This is a genomic window from Pseudomonas sp. KK4 (assembly GCF_001984065.1).
Lineage (GTDB): Bacteria > Pseudomonadota > Gammaproteobacteria > Pseudomonadales > Pseudomonadaceae > Aquipseudomonas.
On sequence record NZ_LYVP01000054.1, the window covers coordinates 17,313 to 34,974 of the forward strand.

Annotated in this window: 15 protein-coding genes; 11 read left to right on the plus strand and 4 right to left on the minus strand. The window is 60.8% G+C overall.

All coding sequences use genetic code 11. The features are described 5' to 3' along the window. The first annotated feature begins 9 nt into the window (after positions 1-9). Genes B0W55_RS18135 through B0W55_RS18145 form a run of 3 tightly spaced genes read left to right on the plus strand, consistent with a single transcriptional unit; the run spans position 10 to position 2,046 of the window. Positions 10-1,374, plus strand: coding sequence for a DUF1329 domain-containing protein (locus B0W55_RS18135; protein ID WP_256576350.1), 1,365 nt, complete (start codon positions 10-12; stop codon positions 1,372-1,374). Continuing rightward, on the plus strand, positions 1,374-1,760 hold the full coding sequence (locus B0W55_RS18140) for a YidH family protein (protein WP_077047300.1): 387 nt from the start codon (positions 1,374-1,376) through the stop codon (positions 1,758-1,760). The genes B0W55_RS18135 and B0W55_RS18140 overlap by 1 nt, the downstream gene beginning before the upstream one ends. After that, on the plus strand, positions 1,753-2,046 hold the full coding sequence (locus B0W55_RS18145; RefSeq protein ID WP_077047301.1) for a DUF202 domain-containing protein: 294 nt from the start codon (positions 1,753-1,755) through the stop codon (positions 2,044-2,046). Before B0W55_RS18140 ends, B0W55_RS18145 begins: the two co-directional genes overlap by 8 nt. 18 nt (positions 2,047-2,064) lie before the next feature. On the opposite strand, the gene B0W55_RS18150 is transcribed toward B0W55_RS18145, so the two are convergent. Both B0W55_RS18150 and B0W55_RS18155 read right to left on the minus strand, forming a co-directional pair. Beyond that, a complete protein-coding gene (locus B0W55_RS18150) occupies positions 2,065-4,026 on the minus strand; it encodes an alkyl/aryl-sulfatase (RefSeq protein WP_077047302.1) in 1,962 nt (653 codons plus the stop codon). Positions 4,027-4,126: 100 nt separating this feature from the next. After that, positions 4,127-5,044, minus strand: a complete 918-nt coding sequence (locus B0W55_RS18155; RefSeq protein ID WP_077047316.1) for a LysR family transcriptional regulator — start codon at positions 5,042-5,044, stop codon at positions 4,127-4,129. A gap of 80 nt (positions 5,045-5,124) precedes the next feature. Here B0W55_RS18155 and B0W55_RS18160 point away from each other — a divergent pair, with 80 nt between their 5' ends. Genes B0W55_RS18160 through B0W55_RS18180 form a run of 5 tightly spaced genes read left to right on the plus strand, consistent with a single transcriptional unit; the run spans position 5,125 to position 10,975 of the window. Further along, positions 5,125-6,363, plus strand: a complete 1,239-nt coding sequence (locus B0W55_RS18160) for a 3-hydroxyacyl-CoA dehydrogenase (protein ID WP_077047303.1) — start codon at positions 5,125-5,127, stop codon at positions 6,361-6,363. Further along, a complete protein-coding gene (locus B0W55_RS18165) occupies positions 6,360-8,135 on the plus strand; it encodes an acyl-CoA dehydrogenase C-terminal domain-containing protein (RefSeq protein ID WP_077047304.1) in 1,776 nt (591 codons plus the stop codon). Before B0W55_RS18160 ends, B0W55_RS18165 begins: the two co-directional genes overlap by 4 nt. A 31-nt stretch (positions 8,136-8,166) precedes the next feature. Then, positions 8,167-9,330 (plus strand): iron-containing alcohol dehydrogenase, encoded by a 1,164-nt coding sequence (locus tag B0W55_RS18170; protein ID WP_077047305.1) that lies wholly within the window; start codon positions 8,167-8,169, stop codon positions 9,328-9,330. Then, positions 9,330-9,794 carry a thioesterase family protein gene (locus tag B0W55_RS18175; RefSeq protein WP_077047306.1) on the plus strand — a complete coding sequence of 155 codons (465 nt, stop codon included), beginning with the start codon at positions 9,330-9,332 and terminating at the stop codon, positions 9,792-9,794. The genes B0W55_RS18170 and B0W55_RS18175 overlap by 1 nt, the downstream gene beginning before the upstream one ends. Continuing rightward, entirely contained in the window at positions 9,791-10,975 is a 1,185-nt protein-coding gene (locus B0W55_RS18180) for an acetyl-CoA C-acyltransferase (RefSeq protein WP_077047307.1), read from the plus strand. The genes B0W55_RS18175 and B0W55_RS18180 overlap by 4 nt, the downstream gene beginning before the upstream one ends. 138 nt (positions 10,976-11,113) lie before the next feature. Here the strand turns inward: B0W55_RS18180 and B0W55_RS18185 are convergent, their stop codons facing one another. Then, a complete protein-coding gene (locus B0W55_RS18185) occupies positions 11,114-12,028 on the minus strand; it encodes a LysR family transcriptional regulator (RefSeq protein ID WP_077047308.1) in 915 nt (304 codons plus the stop codon). A gap of 222 nt (positions 12,029-12,250) precedes the next feature. Here B0W55_RS18185 and B0W55_RS18190 point away from each other — a divergent pair, with 222 nt between their 5' ends. Together B0W55_RS18190 and B0W55_RS18195 are read left to right on the plus strand one after the other, a co-directional pair. Beyond that, positions 12,251-13,591 carry a nucleobase:cation symporter-2 family protein gene (locus tag B0W55_RS18190; protein ID WP_077047309.1) on the plus strand — a complete coding sequence of 447 codons (1,341 nt, stop codon included), beginning with the start codon at positions 12,251-12,253 and terminating at the stop codon, positions 13,589-13,591. Positions 13,592-13,623: 32 nt separating this feature from the next. Beyond that, on the plus strand, positions 13,624-14,133 hold the full coding sequence (locus B0W55_RS18195; protein ID WP_077047310.1) for a nucleoside deaminase: 510 nt from the start codon (positions 13,624-13,626) through the stop codon (positions 14,131-14,133). Positions 14,134-14,226: 93 nt separating this feature from the next. Here B0W55_RS18195 and B0W55_RS18200 read toward each other — a convergent pair whose 3' ends face one another. Beyond that, on the minus strand, positions 14,227-14,781 hold the full coding sequence (locus tag B0W55_RS18200) for a YdeI/OmpD-associated family protein (RefSeq protein WP_077047311.1): 555 nt from the start codon (positions 14,779-14,781) through the stop codon (positions 14,227-14,229). 118 nt (positions 14,782-14,899) lie between these two features. Between B0W55_RS18200 and B0W55_RS18205 the strand changes: the two genes are divergently transcribed. Next, entirely contained in the window at positions 14,900-17,485 is a 2,586-nt protein-coding gene (locus B0W55_RS18205; RefSeq protein ID WP_077047312.1) for an EAL domain-containing protein, read from the plus strand. Positions 17,486-17,662 lie beyond the last annotated feature (177 nt).

A 17,662-nucleotide genomic window follows, 5' to 3' on the forward strand; every position in this document is an offset into this window, starting at 1 on the left:
TTAAGAGTGATGACAACCCGCACCCGAGGTTTTTTTCGGTCGTCGATGACCCGCTTTTCCTGCTGCCTGCTGCTGGCAATCTCATGGACGACGGCAGCGCTGGCCACAGGCGAGTTGCCCCCTGACCTGACGCCCATAGGCGCCCAACGAGGTGCTTCCCCTGACGGTCGAATCCCGGCCTGGCAGGGCGGGCTCACGGCAGCGCAGCAACGATTGGAAAGTAACGGCACGCCGATCGACCCCTTCGCCGACGAGCGACCGCTGTACGAAATCACTGCGCGCAATTACAAGCAGTATGAGGACCAGCTGTCGGCCGGGCAGATCGCTTTGCTCAAGCGATTTCCCGAGACGATGAAACTGCCGGTCTATCCCACCCATCGCAGTGTCGCCGTCCCTGCGCCGCTTGCCGCGTCGGCCGCTCGCAATGCTCAATTCGCGCAACTGGCGGATCAGGGCAATGGCCTGCGCGGCTTCACCGGAGCGGTTGCTTTCCCTGTTCCGCGCAACGGCCTGGAGGTCATCTGGAATCATCTGACGCGCAACCGCAACGCCAGTTACAGCCTTGTCTCCGACAGCGTCACGCCGTTGGGCAACGGACGCTTCACGCTGATGAGCGCACGCCAGGAATTCGCCCGCCCGGATGGGCTGCCGGACGCAGGGGCCGACAATATCCTTTATTACTTTACCTACCGCATGACCGCGCCGTCGCGGCTGGCCGGAGACGCGATGGTGGTGCATGAAACGCTCGACCAGGTCGCCGAGCCGCGACTGTCCTGGGTCTACAGTTCCAGCCAGCGACGGGTCAGGCGTGCTCCGGGTATCGACTATGACACGACCGGACCCGGGACGGCGGGCCTGCGCACGGCCGACAGTCGTGACATGTTCAATGGCGCGCCGGATCGTTACGACTGGCATCTGGCAGGCAAGAAATTGCTGCACGTGCCCTATAACAGCTATCGCCTGGCTTCACCCCACCTGCGCTACAGTGAGCTGATTCGCCCGGGGCATGTCGACCCCGCACCTACCCGCTACGAATTGCACCGGGTGTGGGAGGTCGTCGCGACCCTGAAACCCGGCGCCCAACACATCTACGCCAAACGTCATTACTTCATCGACGAAGACACCTGGGCGATTCTTGAGGCTGACGTTTACGATCAACGAGGAACATTGTGGCGCACGTCCGAGGCGCACAGTTTTTACCACCCCGGCGGTGAAGCTGCGGTCAATGCCATGGAGGTCACCTATGATTTGAAGAGCGGCCGTTATCACGTTTCAGGCTTGATCAATGAGCAGCGCAAACCTTATGTCTTCAATCTGCCGACCAGCCTTTCGTACTTTTCACCGGGCGCATTGCGCAGCTTCGGTGTGCGCTGATGGGGATGCAGCAAAAACGCCGTACCTTGACTGAAACCCTGTTGGGCGCCGGTGAGTCGCCTGATCCGCGATTCACGCTGGCCAATGAGCGCACCTTTCTCGCCTGGATTCGCACCTCACTGGCGCTGCTTGGGGGAGGGATCGCCGTCGAAGCACTCGCCGGGGAGGTCTTCGAACCCCGGCTGCGCATGGTCATGGCGATCAGTTTGATGGTACTGAGCCAGGTGGTGAGCATCGGCGCATGCGTGCGCTGGCTGAAGGTGGAGCGAGCGTTGCGTCAGCGCCAGCCGCTGCCTCTGCCGACGCTCGCGCCGCTGCTGGCATTGGGATGTCTGACGGCGGTCGTGCTGATCGCCAGTGTGCTTTGGCCCCGTTGGCATGGGTGATCCGGGGTTGCAGGCCGAGCGCACCGAATTGGCATGGCGAAGGACGTTGTTGGCGTTGCTGGTGGTGCTGGTTCTGGCAGGCCGGGCCGGTGATCTGATGTCGGTGGGGGTGGGCGGCGGCGTCGCGCTGATTTTGCTTGCAAGGCAAGGCCGCCGCTATCGTCAGGGATTGGCGATGCTCCAGTCGGAACGGGCAGCGCCAGCCTCGCGGGCGATCCTGGCATTAGGCGCATCGGTGTGTTTGCTCGCGCTCATCGGCATCGTCGGGTTGGTGAGCGGCGCCTGACGCGCCGCCCACGCGGGCTCAAGGTGTGACGATATTGAAACGCGCGTCCGCTTCCTCCAGCCCACCCATCACGCGCAGGAATTTAACCCGCTCACCCTCGATCGTGATATCGCCCAGCGTTGCTTCTTTGAGAAAACCCGTCTGCTTGAGTGCGATGCGATCCAGTGTCGATTTCTTCATGCTGATTTGCACGTCGGCCTGGTCATGCCGTGCAAGGTCGCGGTGGGTGAGTACGCCATTGCGCAGGGTCAAGGCGTAATCCTCGTTCAGATCGGTGAAACGCCAGTTGATGGTCAGGTCGTTGTCGGCAGCTTTCAGTGCATCGACGCGAACGCCGAGGTAATCGAAAAACATCGTCGGTGTCAGCGCCCGCACCATGTCATCGGCATTGCCGCCGCTGCCAGTGGCGGCCGCTACGCCATCGCGCAGTTCCTGGGCGCCGCTCAGGTAGGCATTGCGCCAGGTGGCGTTCTCGCTCTGATAGCCCAGTTGTTCCAGTGCATCGGCCTGCAATTGGCGCGCAGCGGCGTTGTCGGGCTCGGCGAATACCAGATGGTTGGTCAGTTGCGCCACCCAGCGATAGTCCCCTTCGTCGAAGGCTTTGCGCGCGTGGCTCAGGACCTGGTCGGCACCGCCCATGGCTGCGACGTAACGCTTGCCAGCCGCCTGGGGCGGCAACGGATTGAGGTTCGCCGGGTTGCCATCATAGAAACCCATGTAACGTTGGTACACGGCGCGCACATTGTGGCTCAACGAGCCATAGTAATCGCGGCTGTACCACTTGCTGGCCAGGCGCGGCGGCAACGAGCTCAGGGTCTCGGCGATTTCCATTGGCGTCTGGCCCTGATTGATCAGGCGCAGGCTCTGGCTATCGATGAATGCATACATGTCGCGCTGGTCAGCCAGATAATCGCGTATCTGCGCGCTACCCCATGTGGGCCAGTGATGCTGGGCAAAGACCACCTCGGCCTGATTGCCGTAGCGCACCAGGGATTCGTCGAGGTAATGCGCCCAGACCTTCGGGTCGCGAACCAGTGCACCGCGCAAGGTCATTACGTTGTGCTGGACGTGAGTTGCGTTTTCAGCCATGCACAGCGCCTTGAACCGTGGGAAATAAATGTTCATCTCTGCCGGCGCCTCGGTGCCAGGCGTGAGCTGGAATTCGACTTCAATTCCGTCCAGGGTCAGGCGTTCCAGCGGCTTGCTGATTTCCCGGGTGGGGGCGATCAGGCTGACCGTCGCGTTTGCCGGTACGCCCTTGCCCAGCCCGGCGTCGACCTGGCCGCGCTCACCGCGCGGCAGCCCGGCTCCGTACATGTATTGGGCACGGCGTTTCATCGCCGGTCCGGCCAACACGTTCTCGCCGATGGCATGCTCGAAAAAGCCTTGGGGCGCGATGACCTGAACCTTGCCGGCCTTCACGTCCGCTTCGTCGATCACCCCACGCACCCCGCCGAAATGGTCGACGTGCGGGTGCGTATAAATCACCGTCGTCACCGGTTTGCGCGGACGGTGTTTGAAGTACAGTTCCAGGCCGGCTCTGGCGGTTTCCACCGCCAGCAGCGGGTCGAGCACGATGAGTCCGTTATCGCCCTCGACAATGGTCATGTTCGCCAGGTCCATGCCACGAATCTGATAGATACCCTCGGTGACCTTGAACAGACCGGCAAGCGTATTGAGCTGCGCGATGCGCCACAGACTCGGGTTGACGGTCGCAGGCGCCTCGTTGCGGTTCAGAAACGCATATTGCTTCAAGTCCCAGACTGTTTTGCCCCCCGCATTACTGACGACATCCTCGTACCGCTCGATCAGGCCCCGCTCAGCGGCCTCGAAATCTGTGCGATCGGCGAAAGGCAACCGCTGCAGCCATTGCTGGTTGTTTTGCAGGGTGATGGTTGTCGCATCCTTGGCAGGCGTGGCGGCGAGACTCGTCAGCGGGACCAGCAGGGCGAGGGTGAGCAAAGGCTGTGAAAAACGCATGGAGCAGTCCTTGTTATTGTTCGGGCGATCCACTGTAGGGAGCGGTTCGGGTCGCAGCCAATACCAGAACGGCATGCCAGCCATCGCATTGGGTAATGGCTCAACCCGGTCCAATGGCCAGGATCTGCGCCTCGAGCCAGGTCAACGCCGGGTCGTGCTGGCGATGGGTCAGGCGTACCAGCTCAAGATCGAAGGGCGGTAGCGCGAACGGCAGTTCATACAGCTTAAGGGGCAGCAGCCGGGCGAACTGCTGCGCCAGGAGCGTCGGCAACACGACACAGAGTTCGGTCGCGGCCACCAGGTGCGCGGCTTGCAGGTAATTGGGCGTGGTGTAGACGATCTGTCGCACAAGGTTCTGCTCCGCCAGCCATTGGTCGACCATGCCTCGGGTCTGGCCACCATGGACCCAGACATGGCGCAACTGCAGGAAACGCTGCAGGTCCAGGCCGTCACTCAGTCGCGGATGCTCCTGACACACTGCGACTCGCAGTGTTTCGCTGCGCCAGAGCTGGCGAGTGAAGCGTGCCGGTACGTGATCGAAACGGCCCAGCACCATGTCCAGTTCGCCTCTGTCCAGCGCCTCGGCGGGCAGGCTGGCACTCAGGTGGGCAACGTCGATACGCAGGTGCGGCGCCTGGGTCTGCAGGCTTGCCAGCAAGGCGGGCATGCACAGTTGTTCGACGAAGTCGGTCAGGGCAATTCTCAATTGACGATGGCTGCGCTGTGGGTCGAACGCGTCACCGGTGGACAGGGTTTGCTCGATTTGTTGCAAGGCGGCGCGAATGGGCCCTTCCAGCGCGAGCGCCCGCGGGGTCGGGCACATGCGCCGACCGACGCGCACAAGCAGGGGGTCGCCCAGCATATCGCGCAGGCGCGCCAAGGCGTTGCTCACCGTGGGCTGGGTCAGCGCCAGGCGTTGCGCTGCGCGCGAGACATTCTGCTCACGCAGCAACATGTCGAAAACCCGCAGCAGGTTCAGATCAAAGTTTGATGTATTCATCCTCAGAATATATGGCATATGAAAATGAAATTTCAAAAATACTTGAAGCCTGCTTAGGGTGACGGCTGTTCATTTTTCCCAATGCAGGAGCACCGCGTGTGAGCACCCCTTTCGATATCCAGCAGGTCGCCGTGATCGGCGCCGGCACCATGGGCCGGGGCATTGTCATCAGTCTGGCCAGCGCCGGGTTGCCGGTGCTGTGGCTGGACAGCAATACCCAGACACTCAACGCGGGCCTGTCGATGATCGAGCAAACCTGGTCGCAGCAGGTGGGTAAGCAACGCATCACGTCGCTCGAGGCGCACGCCAATCTCGAGCGAGTACGCCCGGTTCAAAATTACGCGGCGCTGGCAGAGGCGGACCTGGTGATCGAGGCGGTGTACGAAAGCCTGGCGCTCAAGCAGGAAATCTTCCGCGCGCTGGATGCGCACCTCAAGCCCACGGCGATTCTGGCGAGCAACACCTCGGCGCTGGACATCGACGCGATTGCGGCGGTCACCGGGCGTTCACGGCAGGTGTTGGGTCTGCATTACTTCAGCCCCGCTCACATCATGAAACTGTTGGAGATCGTTCGTGGCAAGGACACCGACAGCCAAGTGCTCGAAGCGGCCCGCAGGCTCGCCCAGCGAACCGGCAAAGTAGCGGTGGTGGCGGGCAATTGCCCCGGTTTCATCGGCAATCGCATGCTGCGCAGCTACGTGGCCGAGGCGCGAAAATTACTCCTGGAAGGCGCATTGCCTCATCAGGTGGACGAGGTGTTGCAGCAATTTGGTTTCGCCATGGGCCCGTTCCGCATGTATGACGTGGTCGGCATCGATCTGGAGTGGCGCGCGCGTCAGTTGGCCGGGCAGGGCATGGACGCCCCCTTGGTGCAAGTCGATAACGCCTTGTGCGAACTCGGGCGGCTGGGTCAGAAAACCGGTGCCGGGTACTACCGCTATGCTCCCGGCAGCCGCCTGGCCGAGCATGACCCACTGGTGGACGAATGGGTGCTCAAGGTGTCTCAGGGGCTGGGCTACCGCCGCCGCGAAATCGATGCGCGAGAAATTCTGGATCGCTGCCTTTTGGCGCTGGTCAATGAAGGCGCGAAAATCCTCGAAGAAGGCATTGCGGCCAGCAGCCATGACATCGATCAGGTATGGCTCAACGGTTATGGCTTTGCGATTGAAACCGGCGGACCGATGCGCTGGGCGGATGAGCAGGGCATGAATTCCCTGCTGACCCGACTGGAACGTCTGCAAGGTCTTTTCGGCGAGCATTGGCGTCCCGCCGGCTTGATCTCCCGATTGATGGCCAACGGTAAACACTTTGCCGATGTCGGGGAGGGCCGCGTATGAACTACCAGGCACCGCTGCGCGATATGCGCTTCGTATTGCATGAAATGTTCGATGTCACCGGGCACTGCCAACACCTGGGTCTGGACCTGGACCGCGATACCCTTGACGGCATCCTGGAAGAGGCGGGGCGTTTCACCGCAGAGGTGATCGCCCCACTCAACCGCAACAGTGACGAACAAGGCTGCCAGTTGCTCGGTACTGAAGTCCGCACGCCGGATGGCTTTCGCCAGGCCTATCGCCAATACGTCGACAACGGTTGGGCGAGCATGACGGGGCCGATGGCCTACGGCGGACAAGGCTTGCCGCAAATGGCGTCGGCCTGTGTCCACGAGATGTTGATGGCGGCGTCATTGTCGTTCCGGATCTATTCAGGGTTGACCGAAGGCGCGGTCCTGGCCGTGCACCGCCATGGCAGCGAAGCGCTCAGGCAAACCTGGCTGGGCAAGATGGTCAGTGGCGAATGGACCGGCACCATGTGCCTCACCGAGCCGCAGGCCGGCACGGACCTGGCGTTGCTGCGCACCCGCGCGCAGCCCCACGCCGACGGCAGCTATCTGATCACCGGCAGCAAGATTTTCATCAGCGGTGGTGAGCAGGACCTGACTGACAACATCATTCACCTGGTGCTGGCACGCTTGCCCGATGCCCCGGCAGGTGTAAAAGGCATCAGCCTGTTTCTGGTACCAAAAATCCTGACCGATGGCCGACGCAATGCGCTCAGCTGTGGCGCGCTGGAACACAAGATGGGCATCAAGGGCGCTTCGACCTGCGTCATGAATTTCGACAGTGCCCAGGGCTGGCTGGTCGGCGAGCCGAATCAGGGCCTGTCCTGCATGTTCACCATGATGAACGATGCGCGTTTCCAGGTTGGGTTGCAGGGACTGGGGATCGCACAAGCCGCTTTCCAGGGCGGCCTGGCCTACGCCCGTGAACGCCTGCAGTCGCGCTCGCTGACCGGTGCAGTGGCGCCAGAGCAGGCTGCTGACCCGATCATTGTTCATCCGGATGTGCGCCGCATGCTGCTCACGCAGAAGTCCCTCACCGAGGGCTGCCGGATGCTGGGCGCCTACACCGCGCGGCAACTCGATCTCGAGCACGGTGCGCCAGCACCCGATGAGCGTCGCGCAGCCATGCGCCGCGCTGCGCTTCTGATCCCGATCGTCAAAGGCTTCTTCACCGATGTGGGCCAAGAGGTCGCCAGCCTGGGCGTGCAACTGTATGGCGGGCATGGCTACATCCGCGAATGGGGTATGGAACAGTTGATGCGCGACAGCCGCATCACCCAGCTCTATGAAGGCACCAATGGCATCCAGGCGCTGGACTTGGTCCGGCGCAAGCTGATGGGCGATGGCGGTGCCGAAATGCACGCGCTGATCGATGAGCTGGCTCGGCACGTCGAGGCTGCCGGGCATCAGCCCCAGCTGCAGGACATGGCGGGCGCAGTGAGTCAGCGCCTTGAGGAATGGCGGGCATTGGGCAAGACCATCATTGAGGCTTGCCAGCGGGACCCGCAGGAAATCGGTGCAGTCTCGGTGGATTTCCTCGCGTATTCGGCTTACGTCCTGCTGGCCGGGCTCTGGCTGCAGGCAGCGGTTCGAGCGGGTGAAACCCTGACTGACGGGACAGCTGAAGGCGCCTTTTATCAAGCCAAGCTGCAGACCGCCGACTTCTACTGGCGACGCGTATTACCCCGTGCAAGTGCACACCGCGAAGCATTGTTGGGTGGCGCGAACTGCTTGATGGCGATGCCCGCCAGCGACTTCAGTTGCTGAAACCGTATGACAACAATCAGGAGTCGCTGACATGCAGCCTTTCAGCTTTGCCACGGCGGCGCAGATTCTCTGCGAAACCGGCGCCGCGCAGCGCCTTGCCAATCTGTGCAGGGAACGCGGCGCGCGCCGTGTATTGATAGTCACCGACCCCGGTATTGCTCGCCTGGGGATGCTTGATAACGTGCTGCCTGGCTTCACCCTCGCAAAAGTTGCCGTGGCGATCTTCAGTGACGTGTCGGCGGATCCGAGCGAGGCCTGCGTGCTCGCCGCCGTTGAGCGGGCTCGGCATGTCGGCGCCGACCTGATCGTCGGCTTTGGTGGCGGCAGTTCGATGGACGTGGCCAAACTGGTCGCGCTGCTCGCGCATCCGCAGTGCACTCAGGCGATCACCGAGTGCTATGGCGTTGACCAGGCCAAGGGGCAGCGCTTGCCGCTGATTCAGGTGCCGACGACCGCCGGGACCGGCTCGGAGGTGACACCCATCGCGATCGTCACCACCGGTGAAACCACCAAGATGGGCGTCGTCTCGCCGCTGTTGCTGCCTGATCTCGCCGTACTCGACGCCGTCTGTACGTTAGGCCTGCCGCCCGCCGTGACGGCGGCCACGGGCATCGATGCCATGGTGCATGCGATCGAGGCCTACACCAGCAAGCTCAAGCGCAATCCTCTGTCCAGCCTCTTGGCGCGAGAGGCGTTGCGGCTTTTGGCCTCCAACCTCGACCAGGCGGTGTACAACGGCAACAACCTGGCCGCGCGCCAGGCGATGTTGCTGGGTGCCTGCCTGGCCGGCCAGGCATTTGCCAACGCGCCGGTGGCGGCGGTGCATGCGCTGGCGTATCCGCTGGGCGGGCACTTTCACATTCCGCATGGGCTGGCCAATTCGCTGGTGCTGCCTCACGTGCTGCGCTTCAACCTGCCGGTAGCGATGGCGGACTACGCGGAACTGGCTGTGCCTTTGCTGGGAGAAAGGCTGCAGGCCGGTGATCACCCGTCTCGCGCCGATCAATTTGTCGCTGAATTGGCGCAGTTGGGATCTCGTTGCGACTTACCGACCACGCTGCGTGCTGTTGGCGTTCCCAGAGAAAGTCTGGCCCAACTGGCCAATGACGCCATGCAACAGCAGCGCCTGCTCGTGAACAACCCGCGCACACTCACCGAAGCCGACGCGTTGGCCATCTATGAAGCGGCGTACTGATGACTGACCTCAGGCAGCGTGCCGGCTATCGGCACTTCACAACCCTCAGCACCCGTTGGCACGACAACGACGTGTATGGACACGTCAACAATGTCGTCTTTTACGGTTTCTTCGACAGTGCCGTGAACAGCGTGCTGATCAAGCAAGGCGGGCTGGATATCCATGCCGGTCCGGTTATCGGCCTGGTGGTGAGTTCGGGCTGCGATTACCACGCGCCGATTGCGTTCCCGGAGCCCGTCGAGGTGGCGCTTGCGGTGAGCAGACTGGGTAACAGCTCCGTGCATTATCAGCTTGCGGTCTTCCGTGAAGGCCAGGCATTGGCCTGCGCGACCGGACGTTTCGTGCATGTGTTTGTTGACCGTCTTCAACGCCGCCCGGCGCCGATTCCCGAACGGCTGCGCCTGGCACTGGGCGAGTTGGTCAGCGACTGCCTGCCCTCTTCGAACAAGGAACTTGAACCATGAAAGATGCCGTGATTGTTTCCACCGCTCGCACGCCAATCGCCAAGGCGATGCGTGGCGCATTCAATGACCTCAAGACGCCCAGTATGACGGCCATTGCCATTCGAGCCGCCGTTGAGCGGGCCGGCATCGAGCCGGGTCAGATCGAAGACCTGGTGCTGGGTACGGCCATGCAGAGCGGCACCGCGGCAATCAACCCGGCGCGTCTGTCGGCCTTGGCCGCAGGCTTGCCCACGTCGGTGAGCGGGCAGACGATCGACCGCCAGTGCGCATCGGGCCTGATGGCCATTGCCATCGCCGCCAAGCAGATCATCGTCGACGGCATGCTGGTGACCGTTGGTGCCGGGCAAGAGCAGATCAGCCTGGTGCAGAATGCTCACAATCAACTGGCGAGCGAGGCGTTCGACGCCACCGTGCTGCGTATGAGCGAGCATGCCTACATGCCGATGCTGCAAACCGCCGAATGCGTGGCGCGCCGGTACGGCATCAGTCGGCAAGCGCAGGACGCCTATGCGCTTGAGTCTCAGCAACGCACGGCGGCGGCGCAGGCAGCCGGTTTGTTCGCCGACGAAATTGTTCCGGTCACGGCACGCAAGCGAGTCGTTGACAAGGCGAGCGGGGCGGTGAGCTATCAGGATGTCACGCTGACCCAGGATGAAGGCAACAGGCCGGCCACCCTGCTCGCCGATCTGCAAGGGCTCAAGCCAATCGTGGAGGGCGGTAGTGTCACGGCCGGCAATGCCAGTCAGTTGTCAGATGGCGCCAGTGCCTGCGTTTTACTCGAGGGCGGCGTGGCGGCGCGATCGGGCATTGCACCCTTGGGCCTGTATCGAGGGATCGCAGTCGCCGGGCTGGCGCCGCAAGAGATGGGGATCGGCCCCGTATTGGCAGTGCCCAAGCTGCTCCGTCAACATGGGTTGAAGGTGGACGATATCGGCTTGTGGGAATTGAACGAAGCCTTTGCCTGCCAAGTGCTGTATTGCGCACAACAGTTGGGGATCGATCCGGCGAAACTGAACGTCAATGGCGGCGCTATTTCCATTGGGCATCCCTACGGCATGAGCGGCGCGCGAATGGTTGGGCACGCGTTGCTGGAAGGAAAGCGGCGGGGGGTGAAGTTCGTGGTGATAACGATGTGCGTGGGTGGCGGGATGGGGGCGGCGGGATTGTTTGAGGTGTTGTAACCCAAACCCGAACAGGGGCTGGCGGCTTGCAGGCTGTCGTTCAGCAAAACGCCGAGAGTCAGCAGAAAGCCGATCCATGGATCGGCTTTTCTGTGTGCCTTGGGAAAGCTGTTTAAGTCAGCGGCAACTGCAGATTGGTCACAGTGTGGTGATCTGTCCGTTGCGATCCAGTTCAAACACTTTGTTGCCCTGCAGTTTCTCCTTCAGCCAGCGTCCAGCCTTGCCCAATGGCCGTTGGCGCGCCCATAAAAGGTCGACGCCAATTTGCCAGTCGGTATGCGGGTAGGCCGAGAGGGGGAGTTCTACCAGTTCGCCCCTGGCCAGCTCGCGCTGGATGAGTTGACGGGGCAGGGTGGCCCAACCGAGTGCAGCGCGGACCATTTCCAGCAACGCGAGGTAGTTCTCCGCTTGCCACAATTGGGTCGAGCGCAGGTATTCGCTGCTGGGCAGTTTGTTGGCGTGCGCGCTGAATGCCAGGCGCCGATGCACGTGCAGGTCATCGAACGTAACGGTGTCGAGTCGTGCCAGCGGATGATCGGGATGGCAGACGTGCAGCATGATCAATTTGCCCAGTTGCTGGAACGCCAGTTCCTTCGGATAGCCCGGTTGAGAAAACGCCACGCCAAGCTCCGCCTCTGCATTGCCGACCAGTTCACTGACGTCACCGTGCACCGGGTGGCGGATGATCAGGTCGACGAAGGGAAACGCCTGTTCGAAGGCCTTGAGCACCGGCATGATCGGCCCGTAGGGCGTTTCAATGGCCAAGGTCAGGCTGGGTTCGACGTTATCCGACAGGCATTGGGCGTGTGCCTCGAAGGTCATGCAGCGCGCGAGCACGGCGTCGGCCTGGATCAGCAGTTTGTGGCCGCTGGCGGTGAGGACTGGGCTGCGGTTGGTGCGGTCGAACAGATCAACGCCCAAATCGGTTTCGAGATTGGCAATCGCTGCGCTGATGGTCGATTGCGTCTTGCCCAACTGACGTCCAGCGGCGGAGAACGATCCGCTTTTGACCACTTGGGTAAACATCTGCAGTTGATCGAGTGAGAAGCGCAATCGGTTTACTCCTGGTCGAACGTGGTGAATTAAACATCAAGAAGAGGGTTTGAGTGTGCCGTTTGTACGCCATCGAAAAAAGCGATGGTTGCTAATTTGTTTCATCGTTAAAAACGCTCGAATATCGCCCTGCGTCAATCGATCACCGGGGCCGGTGCATGCTTGCGACCGCCCCTGAGAACGCCGCGATCCCAATACGCCGCACCTTCAGGAGCTTGTGACATGAATACACAACGCATTCATCCGGTGGACGAGGTTCTGCCCCTGCGGCAACTGTTCACTTTTGGCTTGCAGCATGTGCTGGTGATGTACGCAGGGGCGGTGGCTGTGCCACTGATTCTGGGCAGCGCGATGGGGTTGTCCTCTGCGCAGATCATTTTGCTGATCAACGCCAACCTGCTGACGTCCGGCGCGGCGACACTGATTCAGACCATCGGGTTTTGGAAATTTGGTGCGCGCTTGCCGCTGATCCAGGGCTGCTCGTTCATCGCCCTTGCGCCGATGCTCATGATCGGCAAGGAGTTCGGGCTCAGTCAGATATTCGGGGCGGTGATTGCCGCAGGCTTCATTACCATTGCGCTGGCACCGGTATTCAGCCGTCTACTGCGATTCTTTCCGCCAGTGGTGATTGGCAGTCTGATCACCATCATCGGTATCTCGCTGATGCCGGCTGCCGCAATCTGGCTGGGCGGCGGCAACCCTGACGCGGCAGATTTCGGCAGCCCCGCCAATCTGCTGCTGGGCCTGGCCACGGTCAGTGTCACGCTGGTGATCTACGCCAAATTCAAAGGCTTGATCGGCAACCTCAGCGTACTCATCGGATTGTTCGTCGGTAGCCTGATTGCCGCAGCCTGCGGTATGACCCATTTCAGTCGAGTGAGCGAGGCGGCGTGGTTTGAACTGAGTGCCCCGATGGCGTTCGGCGCGCCGGAATTTTCGCTGGTGCCGATTTTGATCATGACCCTGGCGATGCTGGTGATCATGGCCGAAACCACTGGCAATTGCCTGGCCATCGGCAAATTGACCGGCAAGCCAACCACCCAGCAAACCCTTGGCAATGCGTTCCGAGCAGATGGTTTGTCGACCATGATCGGTGGCTTGTTCAACAGTTTCCCCTACAACGCCTTCACTCAGAACACCGGTTTGATTGCGCTCTCAAACGTCAAGAGCCGCTTCGTCGTGGCCGCTGCCGGGGCAATCATGGTGCTGATGGGGTTGTTCCCCAAACTGGGGGCATTGATCGCGGCGGTGCCCACTCCGGTGCTGGGTGGTTGCGCGATCGTGATGTTCGGCATGACCACGGTGGCAGGGATTCAGGAACTCTCGCGCGTGCAGTTCGAAGGCACCCGCAACGGCATCATCGTCGCAGTGTCGGTCAGTGTCGGGGTGTTGCCGATGTCTTTTCCTGCGTTGTTCGAGCACGTCGGCCCTACGCTGAAACTGGTGCTGGACAGCGGGATTTTTCTCGGTGCGATCACCGCCATTGTGCTGAACGTGCTGCTCAACAATGAAAAAAAATCGACCGACAGCGCCGGCGTCTCAGCGGCTGAATGGGTCGATTGATCTTTTGTTTTTCCACTGCCCAGGAGTTACCCATGCATCAATTCACTCAGCTTGTTCCGGCCGGCGTCAGCGATCTGGATCTGGCGTTGCTGCGTCAGACCATCGCCTTGTCGCAGGCATCAAAACAGCGCGGCCGTCATCCGTTCGCGGCGCTGGTGGCTGACCGCAGCGGCAAGGTGATTGTCGAAGCGGGCAACAATTCGATGCCACCGCAGGGCGATCCCACGCAACACGCCGAACTGGTCGCTGCGGCTGCCGCTGCCAGGATTCTGTCTGCGCAGGAGCTGGAACAGTGCACGCTGTATACCAGTGCCGAACCCTGCTGCATGTGCGCCGGCGCGGTGTATTGGACTGGGATCGGGCGAGTGGTTTATGCCTTGTCTGAGCACTCGTTACTGGGGCTGACGGGGGATCATCCCGAAAACCCCACATTTTCGTTGCCGTGTCGCGAAGTATTTGCCAAGGGCCAGCGCAAGGTCAGCGTATTGGGACCGATGCTGGAAGCCGAGGCTTGCGAACCGCACAAAGGATTCTGGTCGTAAAGGGGGGCGAACCGAAGCTCGAGTGTTCCCTGGCGCTGCTTCCTGTCCAGGAAGGCAGCGCACAAAACTGATGGGCTCAACGTAATGCCCCATTCAAGCGTTATCCGCCTCGGGCGCCCGCAAGGCTTTACTGTAGTAACCGGACGGGTCGAAACAGCAAACGTGCTTCTTGCCGCAGGCGAGCATCTCGCAGGCATCAGCCATTCGTTTTTCGCGGGTCTTGAGTTGTTTGGCTGAAGTCATCCAGTGTATCCAGTCTACCCGTGCGATGGTCGTCGTATCGTTCCAGACTTTAGCCGCCGCAGGACTGGCTGCCAGAGCCTTCTGAAAATCTGCCGGAACGTCAGGCTCGGGTTCCTTCTTCACAGAGGCCAACTCCAGCTTGACGATGTCCCCAACAGCCGCGCCTGCGGCTTCGAGCAACTCCCTGCTGACCGGCAGCCAATGGCTCAGCTGACCATCCGGCTCAAGGGTTGCCTGGAAGTGGTGCCCATTGATTGTGCCTTCAACGGTCGTCCTTCCTCGCCTTGGAAGCGGTTCACTGGCGTCTGCTGGCAATACCAGGAACGCCCAGGGCGTGTCATTACCAGGCTTTGCCGGACGAAGAAGCTTTGCCTCGAATCGGGATTTCACATCGATTGTTGTCATTGCAACTGCTCCAACCAATACGCGTGACGACTCACCTGCCTGAGGAATACTAATTGTTTATCTACTACAGTCGATAGCTTGATATGCGATCTCTTCGCCACGACTTTAGCGGGAACCTATGCCCAACTCTGCACCCTCCATTCAACGTTCGCCGGCCAGTCGTTCAAGTGTCGCGTTGACACGCGCTTCTCTTTTCAAATTCCTGTGGCTGCTGGTTGGCGTCTTTTGCCTGGCCAGTTACCTACTGGTTTATCTGGCAAATGATTTAGACCGCATAGAGCAAAAAGAGAGCGAGTTTTATACGAAGAAGGCCATTGAGTCCCTGGAAAAATCTGTTCTTTCGACAGTCAAGGATTACGCATTCTGGGGCGATGCCTACAGGCACCTGCATACGACCGTGGACACCGATTGGGCCTACGTTCGTCAAAACGTCGGACCGACGCTTTACTCGGATTTCGGTTTCCAGGGGATGTTTGTCGTCAATGATGCCGATCGCACCGTTTATGCCGTGATCAACGGTCAACTCCAATCCGTTGACGCCGCGCAGTGGCTCCAGCAGTCGCTGAGAGCGATTCTCGATAAGGCGCGTGCAGGGGCGCAGACGGAGACGCCCATGTCCACCTTCATCAATGTCGGGGGCGTTCCGGCGCTGGTAGCGGCAGCTGCGATTACCCCCGGAACGGATCCGACCGTGTCGCGCGATGACCGATCACCCTCGGTATTGATTTTCGTGGACGTGCTGGAGAGTGCCAGGCTCCAGGCGCTGGGCGACGAATTCGGCGTTGATGACCTGCGCGTCGCCACCGTGGACGAGTTGGGTGGCCCGTCGGTGTATGCGCTGGGGCAGGATGGCAGCGCCAGCAGCGTGCATTGGAATCCACCCAGGCCAAGCCAACGTTTGATGGGGCTGGGGTTGCCATTGATCGGCATCGCCGCTCTGTTGGTTTGCTTGATGACCTGGGTCATCCTGCGCCGCACGACGTCGGCTGCCAAAGCGCTCGACGCCAGTTACGCGTCGCTGCAACACAGCCAGACCGCCCTCGCTACCAGCGAAGCGCGCTTTCGCGATGTGGTCGAAGCCAGTTCGGACTGGGTATGGGAAATAGACCCTGGCTGGCGATTCACCTTCCTGTCCGATCGATTTGAAGAGGTGACGGGGCTGCACCGGGCACGTTGGATCGGGGCGGCGATGGACGACCTGCTGCGCACTGAATTAGGCACTGTGTCCCAATGGCTCAGCATTCCGAAACGTCGCCCGGAAATCAGCGTCCAGTGCCGTTATGTCGATACCAAAGGGCAGGAACGAATCACGCGTCTCGCCGCGCGGAAAATGGAAGGGGGAGGCTTTCGCGGCACCGCAACGGACGTTACCGACGAAGTCGAAGCCCGTCGGCGTATCGAATTTCTTTCGCAGCATGATGCCTTGACCGGGTTGCCTAACCGCACGCGTCTGCAGGAGTTTCTGGACGGTAAACTCAAAGCGTCGCCGACGATAGAGCAACCGCTGGTGATGCTCAGCCTGGACCTGGATCGATTCAAGCCCGTGAACGATCTGCTTGGACATGCTGCAGGTGACCTGGTCCTTAACCAAGTCTCCAATCGCCTGGCAGAGTGCATTCGTCATGGGGACCTGGTTGCCCGGGTAGGCGGAGATGAATTTGTACTCATCCTGACTGATGTGAATTCCCAGGAAGAAGTCGAGGCGCTTTGCCGACGGCTGATCGAGTCCATCGAGCGGCCTATTGAGGTCGATGAACAGGAAGTGTTCGTCAGTACCAGCATCGGTATCGCGATGGCACCCAACGACGCTTGCGAGGCTGCCGAACTGCTTCGCTACGCGGATATCGCCTTGTACGAATCCAAGGCTGCAGGCCGCAATACCTGGCGCTTTTACGCAGGCGACATGAACGCAAAAATAATCGAACGTCGACGTTTGGAAAGCGACCTGCGTTTTGCGATCAAGCACGGTGAATTGCGATTGCATTTCCAGCCGCGGTTTCGCATTGCCGACGGCCAGATGGTCGGTGCCGAAGCACTGGTTCGTTGGCAACACCCGGAGCGAGGGTTGATTCAGCCCGACACCTTTATCTCGATTGCTGAGGAAACCGGCCTGATTCTGGCCCTGAGCAACTGGGTGATGGATACCGCCTGCCGTCAAGCCGTACGGTGGCCGGACCCTCTATTCCTGTCCATCAACCTCTCGCCCAGCGAATTCAAGCGAGGCAACCTGATCGAGCGCGTGCAGAAAACACTCCACGACACAGGTCTGGATCCGGCTCGAATGGAGTTGGAAATCACAGAGAGCGTCATGCTCGAAGACGCCGCGGGCGCGCTGGAGGTGATGCACAGGCTCAAACGCCTCGGCGTGCGCATAGCCATGGATGACTTTGGTACAGGCTATTCATCCTTAAGCTACCTGCGCACCTTTCCCTTCGATGGCCTGAAAATAGACCGCAGTTTCATCAGTCGCCTGGCTGAAAGCGACAACGACAAATCGATCATCCAGGCGATCGTAGGCCTGGGCAAAGCCTTGTCACTGACCGTCACCGCAGAGGGCATCGAAACCGCCGAACATTTGCAATTGCTCAAAGCGGTGGCGTGTGACGAGGGGCAGGGCTACTTTTTGAGCGAGCCTCTGGATTTCGAAGCGTTTGGTATTTTGGTCAAGGCAAGGGATACGAAAGGTTCAAAAAGCAGGGTTTAGGTTGGTGTCAGCGTGCATCGACGGAGTGACCCCGCCAGACACAGAAAAGCCCGGCTGATCAGGCCGGGCTTTTCTTTGGGTGTTGCGTGGTGCGGGAGCTTTCAGGCAACGGTGTTGCCTTGCAGGCGGTCGGAGCCATCGGCAGCGACGGTGTTGCCTTGCAGGCGGTCGGAGCCA

Coding starts and splice junctions, on each gene's coding strand:
- B0W55_RS18135 (WP_256576350.1), top strand. CDS start 10: ATGACAACCCGCACCCGAGGTTTTTTTCGGTCGTCGATGACCCGCTTT.
- B0W55_RS18140 (WP_077047300.1), top strand. CDS start 1,374: ATGGGGATGCAGCAAAAACGCCGTACCTTGACTGAAACCCTGTTGGGC.
- B0W55_RS18145 (WP_077047301.1), top strand. CDS start 1,753: ATGGGTGATCCGGGGTTGCAGGCCGAGCGCACCGAATTGGCATGGCGA.
- B0W55_RS18150 (WP_077047302.1), bottom strand. CDS start 4,026: ATGCGTTTTTCACAGCCTTTGCTCACCCTCGCCCTGCTGGTCCCGCTG.
- B0W55_RS18155 (WP_077047316.1), bottom strand. CDS start 5,044: ATGCCATATATTCTGAGGATGAATACATCAAACTTTGATCTGAACCTG.
- B0W55_RS18165 (WP_077047304.1), top strand. CDS start 6,360: ATGAACTACCAGGCACCGCTGCGCGATATGCGCTTCGTATTGCATGAA.
- B0W55_RS18170 (WP_077047305.1), top strand. CDS start 8,167: ATGCAGCCTTTCAGCTTTGCCACGGCGGCGCAGATTCTCTGCGAAACC.
- B0W55_RS18175 (WP_077047306.1), top strand. CDS start 9,330: ATGACTGACCTCAGGCAGCGTGCCGGCTATCGGCACTTCACAACCCTC.
- B0W55_RS18180 (WP_077047307.1), top strand. CDS start 9,791: ATGAAAGATGCCGTGATTGTTTCCACCGCTCGCACGCCAATCGCCAAG.
- B0W55_RS18190 (WP_077047309.1), top strand. CDS start 12,251: ATGAATACACAACGCATTCATCCGGTGGACGAGGTTCTGCCCCTGCGG.
- B0W55_RS18195 (WP_077047310.1), top strand. CDS start 13,624: ATGCATCAATTCACTCAGCTTGTTCCGGCCGGCGTCAGCGATCTGGAT.
- B0W55_RS18200 (WP_077047311.1), bottom strand. CDS start 14,781: ATGACAACAATCGATGTGAAATCCCGATTCGAGGCAAAGCTTCTTCGT.
- B0W55_RS18205 (WP_077047312.1), top strand. CDS start 14,900: ATGCCCAACTCTGCACCCTCCATTCAACGTTCGCCGGCCAGTCGTTCA.